The sequence below is a fragment of the Azospirillum sp. TSH58 genome (assembly GCF_003119115.1).
Classification (GTDB): domain Bacteria; phylum Pseudomonadota; class Alphaproteobacteria; order Azospirillales; family Azospirillaceae; genus Azospirillum.
In genome coordinates, this window is record NZ_CP022366.1 from 168,231 (window position 1) to 180,487 (window position 12,257).

Here is a 12,257-nt window from a genome sequence, read left to right on the forward strand (position 1 = left end):
ATGGCCGCGGTGTCGAAAGGACCGGTCGCCCTGGCGCTGTCCTCGCGCTGGGCGAAGCCGGCGGTGTTCGCCCTGGGGCTCGTGCCGCTCGGCTGGATGGTCTGGCTGGGGCTGAGCGGCGGGCTGGGGGCCGAGCCGGTGGCCGAGGCGGTGCGGCAAAGCGGGCTGTGGGCGCTGCGCCTGCTGCTCGTCGCGCTGGCCGTCACGCCGCTGCGCATCCTGACGGGTCAGGCGGGGCTGGCGCGCTTCCGCCGGATGATCGGGCTGTTCGCCTTCTTCTACGCGCTGCTGCACGTCTCCGTCTATGTGGGGGTGGACCAGTTCTTCGACTGGGCGGCGGTGTGGAAGGACATCGTGAAGCGGCCCTACATCACCGTCGGCATGGGCGCCTTCGTGATCCTGACGGCGCTGGCCGCGACCTCGACCAACGGGATGGTGCGGCGGCTCGGCGGGCGGCGCTGGAAGGCGCTGCACAAGGCGGTGTTCATCGCCGGGGCGGCGGGCTGCGTCCACTACGTCATGCTGGTCAAGGGCTGGCAGTACCCGCCCTTCGTCTACGCCGCGATCCTCCTGGGGCTGGTCGCGCTGCGTTACGCGAAGTCACCGGCGGCGGGTCGGCTCTCCCCGTCCTACCGGACCTGAGCCCGGCCTCTTAAGCCCGACCGGCAGACACACCCGCATCCCGTCCGCCCCCACGGCCACCACCTCGACCTCCGTCCCGTAGACCTCGCGCATCATCGCGGCGGTGATGACCGCCTCCGGCGTGCCGAAGCGGGCCAGCCGCCCGCCGTGCAGCAGCGCCACCCGGTCGGCGATGGCGAAGGCCTGCTCCGGGTGGTGGGTGGAGAAGACGACCGTCAGCCCCTCACCCCCCTCGCCGTCCGCCAGCCGCCGCACCTGCTCCAGCACGCGCACCTGATTGCCGAAGTCCAGGCTGGCGGTCGGCTCGTCGAGCACCAGGACGCGCGGCGCCTGGGCCAGCGCGCGGGCGATCAGGGCCATCTGCCGCTCGCCGCCGCTGATGCGCAGCCAGTCGCGCTCGGCCAGATGCCCGATGCCCAGCCGTTCCAGCGCGGCCTCCGCGGCGGCGTGGTCGGACGCGGCGGGGGCGCTGAAGGCGCCGCGGTGTGCGGTGCGGCCCATCAGCACCATCTCGCGCACCGTGAAGGGAAACTGCCCGGCCCCCGCCTGCGGGACGTAGCCGAAGGCCAGCGCCCGGCGGCGCGGCGACCAGCCGGCGGTGTCCTCGCCATCGACCCGCACCCGCCCGCCGCGCGGCGGCAGCAGGCCGAGCAGCGTCTTGAACAGCGTCGTCTTGCCGCCGCCGTTGGGGCCGAGCAGGCACAGCACCTCCCCCGCCGCCACGGTGAAGGCGACCCCGGCGCCGACCACCCGCTCGCCGTAGCCGAAGGCGAGATCCTCCACCGACAGCCGCGCGCTCATGACCAGCCGCGCTTTCCGAAGGCGAGCAGCCAGAGGAAGACCGGCGTGCCGATCACCGCCGTCAGGACGCCCAGCGGCAATTCCACCGGGCCCAGGCTGCGCGCCAGCGTGTCCACCGCCAGCAGATAGGCCGCCCCCAGCAGCACCGCCGTGGGCAGCAGCCGGACGAAGGCCGGGCCGACCATCAGCCGGGCGAGGTGCGGCACCAGCAGCCCGACCCAGCCGACGATGCCGCTGACCGACACGGCGGCGGCGGTCATCAGCGTCGCCGCGGCGATCACCACGATCCGCACCACCCGCACCGGCACGCCGAGCGCCGTCGCCTCCTCGTCGCCCAGGGTCATCACGTCCAGCCGCCAGCGCAGCAGGACCAGCGGCAGCAGCGCCACCGCCACCGGCGGCACCAGCGCCGCGAGGTCGCCGCGGTTGACCGCCGACAGGCTGCCGAGCAGCCAGAAGGTGATCGCCGGCAACTGGTTGTAGGGATCGGCCAGATACTTCAGCAGAGCCACGCCGGAGCCCAGCAGCGCCCCGATCACCACGCCGCCCAGCACCAGGACCAGCACCGGGTCCCGCCCGCGGATGGCCGAGGCGACGGCCAGCACCACCCCCACCGCCAGCAGCCCGCCCGCGAAGGCCATGCCCTGGATGGCGAGGACCGGCAGCGAGGCGAAGATGCCCAGCACCGCCCCCAGCGCCGCCCCCGACGACACGCCGAGGATGTCCGGCGAGACCAGCGGGTTGCGGAACAGCCCCTGGTACGCCGCTCCCGAGGCGGCCAGCCCGGCCCCCACCAGCATGGCGGTCAGCACGCGCGGGCCGCGGATGTCCCAGATCACCGTCTCCACCGCCGGAGCGACGGCGGCGCTCCCGAGCCCCAGCTTGGCCGCGAGCAGCCCGGCCAGCTCCCCCGGCGCGACGGGATAGGCGCCGGTGCTGAAGGCGACGCAGACCGCGGCGACCAGCAGCGCCGCCACCCCGCCCAGAGTCAGCGCGAAGGGCACCTCACCCCGGCGGGCGGCTGCCGGCGAGGAGGGCGTCGATCTGCTCCGCGGTGGGCTCCCGGTGGTAGAAGAGGGCATAGAAACGTCGCGTCTCCTCGCGCAGATCCTCCGGAAACAGCTCCGGATAGAGGACGGCGCCCAGCCAGCGCAGGCCGAGCAGGCGGTTGGCGGCGGGCGGGGAATCGATCCAGGTGAAGGGCAAGCCCGGCGAGAGGTAGACGCGCCGGTCGCGCACCGCCTTCACCCCCTGCCACAGCGGGTCGGTCCACACGCTCTCGTAGAAGCCGCGGTCGATGGTGACGATGGCGTCCGGCTGCCAGGCCAGCACCTGCTCCATCGACACGTTGACCAGCCCGCCGCTGCCCAATTTCTCCGCCGCGACGTTGCGCACCCCGGCGACGTCCAGCGCCTCGACGTTGATGGAGCCGCGGATGCCGGTCTGCAGGCCGCGCGGCCCGCGCGCCATGTAGACCTTCAGACGCCTGCCCTCCGGCACGTCGTCGAAGCGGCGGCGCACGTCGTTCAGCGTCCGCTCGGCGTAGCGGGCCAGTTCCTCCCCCCGCTCCGCCACGCCCATCAGCGCGCCGAGCGTGCGGAAGGTGCGCGCGGATTCGGCGAGATGCCCGTCGATCAGCAGGGTCGGCACCCGCGTCTGCTCCTGCACCCGGTCGGCCAGCGAGACGAAGGTCGGGGCGGTGCTGCCGACATCGACGACGACGTCCGGCTTCGCCGCCACCACGGTTTCCAGATTGACGGTGTTGCCGCGCCCGGTCAGCCGCCCCAGCTCCGGCAGGTCGGCGTAGCGGTCGGGCAGGAAGGGCCGCTCCGGCGGGCTGATCGCCCGCGTCCAGCCCAGCAGCTTGTCGGGCGCCAGCATGTAGACGACGACGGAGGCCGGCGGCCCGGCGGGGAACACACGCTCCACCCGGTCCGGCACGGCGACGCGGCGCCCGGAGGAGTCCGTGACGGTCCGCTCCGCCGCCGCCGGCCCGGCCAGCAGGGCGAGCAGCAGCCCGGCCCCCACGCCCGCCATCCATCCACGCCTGCCCACGCCACTGTTCACACCGCCACCCCATGTATCTGCACTTATAGTCCCCTCTCCCCTCCGGGGAGAGGGTTAGGGTGAGGGGGTTGCGCTTTTGCCGAACGCAGCGACACGCGCATCCCCCTCACCGGCCCTCCGGGCCACCCTCTCCCCAGAGGGGAGAGGGTTACTTTGGCCACATGGAATAGCCTCGTCATCCAAAGCATGGGGTCTGCGCCCGCCACCGTCCATAGGGCAAGCGCGCCGAACAGCCCCGCGAAGGTCACGCTTTGGCCACGGGCGGCCTCCCCATCCGAACGGATAGGGTGCGGCGGTCCGCTCACCACCCCCGTGCCGCTCCATGACCGCATCCCCGCTCCACCGCGCCGCCCTCGCCACCGCCGCCCTGCTCGCGCTGTCCGGCTGCGCCGGGTTCGGCTCGGCGGTCACGGGGGTGACCACGGCGGGCGTGGCGGCGACGGTCGGTTCGGCCACCGGCAACCCGGTGCTGGGCATCATCGCCGGCGCCGGAGCCAGCTACGGCATCGACCAGGGCGTGAAATACGCGGAGCGGCGGATCACCGACAACGTCCACAACGCCGTCGCCCGCGCCGCCGGCCCGCTCGCCGTCGGCCAGTCGGCGACCTGGACGGTGGAGGAGAAGCTGCCGCTGAGCGGGAAGACCGGCACCGTGCAGGTGGCGCGCGGCTTCGGCGAGGCGATCCCCTGCAAGGACGTGGTCTTCACGCTCGACGACGCGCCGGACCTCAACGTCACAACCGTCTGCCGGGCCAAGGACGGCCAGTGGCGGTGGGCGCTGGCCGAGCCCTCCACCCGGCGCTGGGGAAGTCTGCAATAACGCATGCAGTCGGCCATGTACGCATGGGCCGCGTTGCGGTAAAGCTCCGCGGGCAGTTGCGTCACGGGTTTGCGTCACGGGAGTCCGCACATGTTCACGGCCAAAATCCTTCTTCTCGGCTCGGGCGAACTCGGGAAGGAGTTCGTCATCGCCGCCAAGCGCCTCGGCTGCGAGGTCATCGCCTGCGACAGCTACGCCAACGCCCCGGCGATGCAGGTCGCCGACGCGGCGGAGGTCTTCTCCATGCTCGACGCGGACGCCCTGCGCGCGGCCATCGCCAAGCACACGCCCGACTTCATCGTGCCGGAGGTCGAGGCCATCCGCACCGAGGTGCTGCACGAGTTCGAGGACGCCGGCCTGACCGTCGTCCCCTCCGCCCGCGCCGCCACCATGACGATGAACCGCGACCGCATCCGCGAGGTCGCCGCGGTGGAGCTGGGGCTGCGCACCTCCAAGTACCGCTACGCCGAGAGCCTGGAGGAGGTGATCGCCGGGGCGGAGCACACCGGCCTGCCCTGCGTCGTCAAGCCGGTCATGTCCTCCTCCGGCAAGGGGCAGAGCACCGTCCGGACCGCGGCGGAGCTTGAGGCCGCCTGGACCTACGCCGTCGCCAACATGCGCGGCGACCGCCGGAAGGTCATCGTCGAGGAGTTCGTGCCCTTCGAGTACGAGATCACCCTGCTGACCGTCCGCACCCGCGAGGGCATCCTGTTCTGCGAGCCGATCGGCCACCGGCAGGAGCGCGGCGACTATCAGGAATCCTGGCAGCCGGTGCCGATGCCCGCGGCGCTGCTCGACGACGCCAAGGACATGGCGGCGAAGGTCGTGGACAATCTCGGCGGCTACGGCATCTTCGGCGTCGAATTCTTCGTCACCAGGGACGAGGTGGTCTTCTCCGAGCTGTCGCCGCGCCCGCACGACACCGGCATGGTGACCCTGCTGTCGCAGAACCTGTCGGAGTTCGACCTGCACGCCCGCGCCATCCTGGGCCTGCCGATCCCGGCGATCCACGTTCGCGGCCCGTCCGCCTCCGCCGTCATCCTGGCCGACCGCGAGGCGGAGCGCTTCGCCATCGAGGGTCTGGCCGACGCCATGCGCGTGGGCAGCGCGGAGCATGACGTGGACGTCCGCCTGTTCGGCAAGCCGACGACCCGCAAGAACCGCCGCATGGGCGTGGCGCTCGCCGCCGGCACCGACACCGACGACGCGCGCGAACGGGCGCTGAAGGCGGCCTCGGCGGTCAGCATCCGCTACGAGTAAGGTTCGGACCATCGATCTCCGACGGCGCGGCCCGGCGACTGGCGCGAACCGCCTCTCAACGCAGAGCCGCGCCGATCATCGGATAAAGAGCGTAAATCCCGAAAATCGCCGCCCCCAGCAGGGTGAGCAGGATCCGGAACCCCGCCCGCCAGCCGCCGTCGGCGCGGCGAAGGTCCAGGTAATGGGTGAGAATCCGGTCGGCCTTGACGGTGGCCGCGGCGAGGACGAGTCCAACCCCGAGCGGGCCGAGACCGCCGGCACCCTCGCCATGCCCGGCCCACATTGAGACGGCGGTAAGGACCATCAGAAGCATCCAGGTGCGTGTCAGGATCGCCATCGTCTCACCTCAGCAGATAGACGATGGGGTAGAGCAGCACCCAGATCAGGTCCACCATGTGCCAGAAGGCGGCCCCGGTCTCCAGATTCTCCAGGCTGTCCCACCACGTGACGATGCCCAGGATGATGATCCCCGCGGCGACGTGCATCGCGTGGAAGCCGGTCAGCAAATAATAGAGCTGGAAGAAGCTGTTGGTCTCCAGCGTGAGGCCCCGGCCGATCTTGTCGCCGTACTCGACCGCCTTGATGGCGAGGAACACCCCGCCGAGGGCCATCGCGCCAAGCATCGCCGCGCGATGGGAGCGGCCCGAGGCCCGGCGCCGCACGGCGACCGCGACCAGCCAGCCGCTCGTGACCAGGACCATGGTGTTCACGCCGCCGAGCAGACGGTCCAGCTGCGCCTGCGAGGCGTCGAAGGTCGCCGGGTCGAGGGCGCGCGTCACCGCGAAGCCGATGAACATCGCCCCGAAGGCCGCCAGCTCCCCCAGGATGAGAATCCACATCATGGGGTTGCCGGGCAGGCTGGAGAGAGGCCCCCAGTCGGCGGCCTCCCCGTCCGCAGCGCCATCCGCGGCGACCACCGTCGTCGGCGCGGCCGTTTCCGTCATGTCCGCTGTCCTTCCGGAAGTGATGACCGGAAGGGACCATGACGCGGGAGAGCGGCGCCGTCTTTGCCCGGGGGCAAACTCGCGGACCGTTGCCCATCAGCGGGAGCGGACGGCGCCGGCCGTCAAACGCAGGCCATCAGACGCCGATCACTGATAGCCGCCGATCACTGATAGCCGCCCTTGTCCGCGCGCTCCCGCGCGGCGTCCTCCTGGGCCTTCGTCATCTCCTCCTTGGTCGCTACCGGCTGGTCGTCGGGCTTGCCGGTCGCGCGGTCGTTCTCGGCTTGCGGTTGGGAGTCGGGGTTGCGGTTGTCGCCCATCGCGTCATCCTCCGGCATGGGGCGGGCCGATGCGGCCCGCCGTAAGCCTCACCAACACGCCCGCGCGCCGGTTGTCTCACCCCTCGCGCTGCATCGGTGGTCAGGCGACGATGCCGGCGTCATGCAGGCGGCCGATCTCGACGGACGGCAGGCCGAGCAGGTCGGCCAGCACCGCGTCGGTGTCCTGCCCCAGGATGGGCGCCGGGCGGTGGTCGGTGCGCTCGCCCAGGCCGGGGAAGCCAAGGGGCGAACCGGGAACCAGCAGCGGCCCGACCTCGGGCTGCTCGACCTCGCGGAACAGCGGGTTGGCGGTGGAGCAGCGCGCGTCCTCCGCCACCAGCTGGCCGAAGTCCCGGTACGGACCCCACAGCACGCCCGCCCCGGCGAAGGCGCTCTCCACCTCGGACAGGGTGCGCGCCGCGAACCAGGGGGCGAGCACGGCGGAGATGGCGTCGCGCGCCACGAACCGCCCGCCCTCGTCGTTCATGTCGACGTCCATCAGCGGGCCGATCATCGCCAGCCGCTCGGTCAGCCCGGTCGCCTTGCCCAGCGCCTTCCACTGGCGGTTGGAGATGGCGACGACCATCGCCCGCCGCCCGTCGGCGGTGGCGAAATCGCGGCCGTAGGCGCCGTAGAGGTCGTTGCCCATCGGCGGTCGCACGGCGCCGTTCACCCGGACATCGGCGAGGTAGCCGAGGTTGCCGACGGTCGCCAGCATCACGTCGGCCAGCGCCACCGTCACCTCCTGGCCCCGCCCGGTGCGGCGGCGGTGCCGCTCCGCCGCCAGCAGGCCGGTCGCCAGATAGAGGCCGGCGGCGACGTCCCAGGCCGGCAGCACATGGTTCACCGGCTCACCGCCCCGCCCGGTCGCCATCGGGAAGCCGCTGGCGCAGTTGACGGTGTAGTCGACCGCCGCCGACCCGTCCGGGTTGCCGGTCAGCCGCAGCATGATCAGGTCGTCGCGCTTGGCCGACAGCGCCTCGTAGCCCATCCAGCCGCTGGCCGGCAGGTTGGTCAGCAGGAAACCCGCGTTCTCGCCCGAGGCGGTGATGATCGCCTGGGCGATCTCCCGCCCCTCCGGCCGGTCGAGCGCCAGCGTCACCGACCGCTTCGCCTTGTTCAGCGCGGTCCAGTAGAGGCTGGTGCCGTTCGGCGCCACCGGCCAGCGCCGGTAGTCGATGTTGCCGCCGATCGGGTCGATGCGGATCACCTCCGCGCCCAGCTGGGCCAGCGTCATGCCGCCCAATGGCGCTGCGATGAAGGCCGACACCTCGACGACGCGCAGATCGGAGAGAAGCGAGGACATGGGAGTCTCGATCCAGATGGAAACAACGTTGTGGACGGGTGCCCCCACCCTAACCCTCCCCCGCTGACGCAGGGGAGGGGACCATTCTCCCTCCCCTGCTTCAGCGGGGGAGGGTTAGGGTGGGGGCAAAGGCCGATGCGATCCTTACACGCAGCGCCCGCCGTCGATCTCCAGCACCACGCCGGTCAGGAAGGCCGCCTCGTCCGAGGCGAGGTAGAGGGCGGCGTTGGCGACGTCGGTCGGCTGGCCCAGGCGGCCCAGCGGCACGATGCCCATCATGCGCGCGCGCTTCTCCGGGGTGTCGCCGCCCATGAAGGTGGCGAGCAGCGGCGTCTCGGTGGCGACCGGGGCCAGGGCGCAGACGCGGATGTTGTCCGGCGCCAGCTCCAGCGCCAGCGACTTGGTGATGTTGTGCACGGCACCCTTGGTCGCGTTGTACCAGACCAGACCCGGACGCGGCCGCAGGCCGGCGGTGGAGCCGAGATTCAGGATCACGCCGGACTTTTGCGCCCGCATGGTCGCGACCACCGCCTTGGAATAGAGGTAGATCGACTTGACGTTCAGCGCGAAGACGCGGTCGAACTCCTCCTCCGTCACGTTCTCGAACGGGCCGTTGGCGTGGGTGGAGCCGGCGTTGTTCACCAGGATGTCCAGCCGCCCGAACTTTTCGACGGAGGCGGCGATGGTCATCTCGACATCGGCCATGCGGGTCACGTTGGCGGCGATGCCGATGGCGGACTCGCCCAGCCGTTCCGCGACCGCCTTGGCGGCGTCGCCGTTGATGTCCACGACCGCGACGCGGGCGCCCTCGCGCACGAAGGTCTCGGCCATCGCGAGGCCCAGCCCCTGCGCCGCACCGGTGATCAGGGCGACCTTGCCGTCCAGACGCTTCGTCATTCTTGTTTCCTCCCCAAGGGATTATGTGGTGATGGGGAGGCTATCCGCGCCGCACCGGCCGTGCTATGGACCATCCGTCATAGCTGCTATCAGCCCGCGCAGCCGTGTCACGCACAGCGGGTCATGACCATCGCGTCATGACCATCGAGTCAGGGGGCGCTGTTCTCCCCCGCGCTGCCGGGGGCGACGACCTTGCCCTTCAGCACGCCGTTGGCGACGCATTTCGCCACCTCGGCGTGGATCAGCCGCAGCAGGGCGCGCGTCGCCTTCGACACCGGCTGGTGCAGCGGCGTCGCGGTGACGAGCATGGCGTGCATGTCCTTCGAGCTGATTTCGCGGGCGATCAGCCGGCCCTGCCGCACCTCGCGGTGGACGGCGCCGAAGGGCAGGATGGTCGAGCCCATGCCCTCCTCCACCAGCTGCTTGATGGCCGTGACGGAATCGATCTCCATGTCGACCTGCAGGTCGATGTCGGCCCGCCGCACCGCCGCGTCCACCACCCGGCGCAGGCCGTTCTCCAGCCCCGGCAGCACGAAGCGCAGACCGCCTAGCGTCTCCACCTCGACCGGCCCGTCCTCGCCGGCCACCGCGTCCTTTGCGGACTGGACCAGCAGCAGATTCTCCACGAGCAGCGGCGAGGACAGCATGCTGCGCCCGCGCCGGGCGTCGTAGAGCACGGCGAGGTCCAGGCGCCCGCCCTCGACCCATTCCAGCAGCGTGCCGCTGAACACCTCGTGGATGCGCAGCGTGGCGTCGGGGTAGTTCTCGTGGAAGCGGCGGGCCAGCGGCGCCCCCAGCGTGGCGCAGATCGACGGCGGAAGGCCCAGCGTGACGGACCCGGTCAGCCGTTCCGACTGGTCCTGGATCTCCTCCTTGATCTCCGACAGGGCGCCCAGCAGATGGCGCACCACGTCGTAGAGCTTGCGCCCCTGCTGGGTCAGCGAGACGCCGCGCCCATGGCGGTAGAACAGGCTGGTGCGCAGCTCGTGCTCCAGCTTCTGCACCTGCCGGCTGAGCGCCGGCTGGGTGATGCCAAGCTTGACCGACGCCTTGGAAAAGCTGCCAAGGTCGGCCACCTGAACAAAGTAGCGCAGTTCCAGAAGTTCCATCGCGGGAGAGGTCTCGTCGTTCGGCCTCCGGGTCGGATAGCGAATACGCCGGTATGACACAAGCGGAGTCCTGGCAGGTCAGTCCTGCCCGGTCCTCCGCCGTGTCTCGCGGTCAATTGCGCCGGGTGAGCAGGCCGCGCGCCACAACCTGGGCCTGGATTTCCGCCGCCCCTTCGAAAATATTCAGAATACGGGCGTCGCACAGCACACGGCTGATCGGATATTCCACCGCGTAGCCGTTGCCGCCGTGGATCTGCACCGCGTTGTCGGCGTTCGACCAGGCGACGCGCGCCGCCAGCAGCTTGGCCATGCCGGCCTCGATGTCGCAGCGGCGGTCGCTGTCCTTCTCGCGCGCGGCGAAGTAGGTGAGCTGGCGGGCGATCATCGTCTCCACCGCCATCCAGGCGAGCTTGCCGGCGACGCGCGGGAAGGCGGCCAGCGGACGGCCGAACTGGACGCGCTCCTGGGCGTAGCGCAGGCCAAGCTCCATGGCGTTCTGCGCCACGCCGACGGCGCGGGCGGCGGTCTGCACACGGGCGGATTCGAAGGTCGCCATGAGCTGCTTGAAGCCCTGGCCCTCGACCTCGCCCAGCAGGTTCTCGCGCGGCACCGCGAAGCCGTCGAAGCCGATCTCGTACTCCTTCATGCCGCGATAGCCGAGAACCGGAATCTCGCCGCCGCTCATGCCCTCGGCCGGGAAGGGGTCCGCCTCGGTGCCGCGCGGCTTCTCGGCCAGCAGCATCGACAGGCCGCGGTAGCCGGGGGCGTCCGGGTCGGTGCGCACCAGCAGCGTCATCAGGTCGGAGCGGCTGGCGTGGGTGATCCAGGTCTTCGCCCCGGTGACGCGGTAGGTGTCGCCGTCCAGCACCGCACGGGTGCGCAGGCTGCCCAGGTCGGACCCGGTGTTGGGCTCGGTGAAGACGGCGGTCGGCAGGATCTCGCCGGACGCGAGGCGCGGCAGCCAGCGTGCCCGCTGCTCGGCGGTGCCGCCCAGCCGGATCAGCTCGGCGGCGATCTCCGCGCGGGTGCCGAGCGAGCCGACGCCGATGTAGCCGCGCGACAGCTCCTCCGTCACCACGCACATGGCGAGCTTGCCCATGCCGAGCCCGCCATCCTCCTCCGGCACGGTCAGGCCGAAGACGCCCATCTCGGCCATCTGCTCGACGACCGGCATCGGGATCAGCTCGTCCTTCAGGTGCCACTCGTGGGCGTGCGGCTCCACCACGTCGGCGACGAAGCGGCGGAACTGCTCGCGCACCATGTCGAGCGCCTCGTCCTCCAGCGCCGCCTCGCCGAAGCCGCCGCCGTGCAGCGCGTCGGCCAGCCGTTCGGCGATGCGCAGCCGCAGGGCGGAGGCGTTGCCGGCGGCGATCAGCCGGCGCACCGCGTCGGTGCGGAAGGCGGCCCGCTCCGCGTCGTCCAGCCCGAAATCGGCGGGGCGGACGATCTCGCCCTGGCTCATCGCCAGACCGCCGTCGAGCTGCGCCAGATACTCGCCGAAGGCGGCCTGGAGCATGCAGGCCTCCAGCTCGCCCAGCCGGCCGGCGCGGTCCAGCCGCTCCGCCCAGCCCTGCATCTGGCGCAGCGCCTCGGCGTAGGTCGCCACCCAGGCGAAGCCGTGCGCCGCCACCTGATGGCGGTCGAGCGCGGCGGCGTCCACGCGCCCGTCCGGCGCCACCAGCGCGGCGACGCCGCGCTCGGCGGCCTCGGCCAGCCGCGCCACCGCGTCGAGCGCCGCCGCCGTGGTGGACAGCAGGTCGGCCGGAAGGCCGGAGAGCGGAAGCGGGCCGTTGGAGGTTGGGGTGGACGACATGGCGCGTTTCCTCGGTTCTTGTTGTTCGGGTCAGCCCGTCTGTCCTCCTTTGGAGGAAGCAGGGCACTCGCATTCGGCCACTATAGCCCTCGCCCCTCCGGGGAGAGGGAGGGGACCCGCGCCGCAGGCGTGGGGAGGGTGAGGGGGACCGGTGCGCCTGCGGCGCACCGCCAAGGGGCATGCTGCCCCTTGGCAATCCCCTGGCGCGGGCTTGCAGCCCAGGCTGCCCCCTCACCCTTCCCTCTCCCCGGAGGGGAGAGGGATTCCAGGGCCGGGGC

Annotated in this window: 13 protein-coding genes; 3 read left to right on the plus strand and 10 right to left on the minus strand. The window is 71.6% G+C overall.

What is annotated here, in order from left to right:
• Positions 1-642, plus strand: a complete 642-nt coding sequence (locus tag TSH58p_RS19440) for a sulfite oxidase heme-binding subunit YedZ (RefSeq protein ID WP_109070837.1) — start codon at positions 1-3, stop codon at positions 640-642.
• Here the strand turns inward: TSH58p_RS19440 and TSH58p_RS19445 are convergent.
• From TSH58p_RS19445 to TSH58p_RS19455, 3 genes are read right to left on the minus strand one after another with little or no spacing between them, the layout of a single operon-like run.
• Positions 601-1,443 (minus strand): ABC transporter ATP-binding protein, encoded by an 843-nt coding sequence (locus tag TSH58p_RS19445; protein WP_109070838.1) that lies wholly within the window; start codon positions 1,441-1,443, stop codon positions 601-603. The genes TSH58p_RS19440 and TSH58p_RS19445 overlap by 42 nt on opposite strands.
• On the minus strand, positions 1,440-2,525 hold the full coding sequence (locus tag TSH58p_RS19450; protein WP_371732447.1) for a FecCD family ABC transporter permease: 1,086 nt from the start codon (positions 2,523-2,525) through the stop codon (positions 1,440-1,442). The genes TSH58p_RS19445 and TSH58p_RS19450 overlap by 4 nt, the downstream gene beginning before the upstream one ends.
• On the minus strand, positions 2,449-3,480 hold the full coding sequence (locus tag TSH58p_RS19455) for an iron ABC transporter substrate-binding protein (protein ID WP_109070840.1): 1,032 nt from the start codon (positions 3,478-3,480) through the stop codon (positions 2,449-2,451). The genes TSH58p_RS19450 and TSH58p_RS19455 overlap by 77 nt, the downstream gene beginning before the upstream one ends.
• A gap of 352 nt (positions 3,481-3,832) precedes the next feature.
• Here TSH58p_RS19455 and TSH58p_RS19460 point away from each other — a divergent pair, with 352 nt between their 5' ends.
• Complete coding sequence (locus TSH58p_RS19460) at positions 3,833-4,330, plus strand: hypothetical protein (RefSeq protein ID WP_109070842.1); 498 nt, start codon at positions 3,833-3,835, stop codon at positions 4,328-4,330.
• Positions 4,331-4,420: 90 nt separating this feature from the next.
• Positions 4,421-5,590: a formate-dependent phosphoribosylglycinamide formyltransferase gene (gene purT, locus TSH58p_RS19465; RefSeq protein WP_109070843.1), complete on the plus strand. Its 1,170-nt coding sequence runs from the start codon at positions 4,421-4,423 to the stop codon at positions 5,588-5,590.
• 55 nt (positions 5,591-5,645) lie between these two features.
• Here purT and TSH58p_RS19470 read toward each other — a convergent pair whose 3' ends face one another.
• The 7 genes from TSH58p_RS19470 to TSH58p_RS19495 all read right to left on the minus strand — a co-directional run bounded on the left by TSH58p_RS19470 (position 5,646) and on the right by TSH58p_RS19495 (position 11,979).
• Entirely contained in the window at positions 5,646-5,927 is a 282-nt protein-coding gene (locus tag TSH58p_RS19470; protein WP_109070844.1) for a cytochrome C oxidase subunit IV family protein, read from the minus strand.
• A 4-nt stretch (positions 5,928-5,931) separates the two neighbouring features.
• Complete coding sequence (locus TSH58p_RS19475; RefSeq protein WP_109070845.1) at positions 5,932-6,534, minus strand: cytochrome c oxidase subunit 3 family protein; 603 nt, start codon at positions 6,532-6,534, stop codon at positions 5,932-5,934.
• 164 nt (positions 6,535-6,698) lie between these two features.
• A complete protein-coding gene (locus tag TSH58p_RS33230) occupies positions 6,699-6,872 on the minus strand; it encodes a hypothetical protein (protein ID WP_158282624.1) in 174 nt (57 codons plus the stop codon).
• An 82-nt stretch (positions 6,873-6,954) separates the two neighbouring features.
• Positions 6,955-8,160 carry a CoA transferase gene (locus tag TSH58p_RS19480; protein ID WP_109070846.1) on the minus strand — a complete coding sequence of 402 codons (1,206 nt, stop codon included), beginning with the start codon at positions 8,158-8,160 and terminating at the stop codon, positions 6,955-6,957.
• 144 nt (positions 8,161-8,304) lie between these two features.
• Positions 8,305-9,057, minus strand: a complete 753-nt coding sequence (locus TSH58p_RS19485) for a glucose 1-dehydrogenase (RefSeq protein WP_109070847.1) — start codon at positions 9,055-9,057, stop codon at positions 8,305-8,307.
• Between the two features lie 149 nt (positions 9,058-9,206).
• Positions 9,207-10,166, minus strand: a complete 960-nt coding sequence (locus TSH58p_RS19490) for a LysR substrate-binding domain-containing protein (protein ID WP_109070848.1) — start codon at positions 10,164-10,166, stop codon at positions 9,207-9,209.
• A gap of 112 nt (positions 10,167-10,278) precedes the next feature.
• Positions 10,279-11,979 (minus strand): acyl-CoA dehydrogenase family protein, encoded by a 1,701-nt coding sequence (locus TSH58p_RS19495; protein ID WP_109070849.1) that lies wholly within the window; start codon positions 11,977-11,979, stop codon positions 10,279-10,281.
• Positions 11,980-12,257 lie beyond the last annotated feature (278 nt).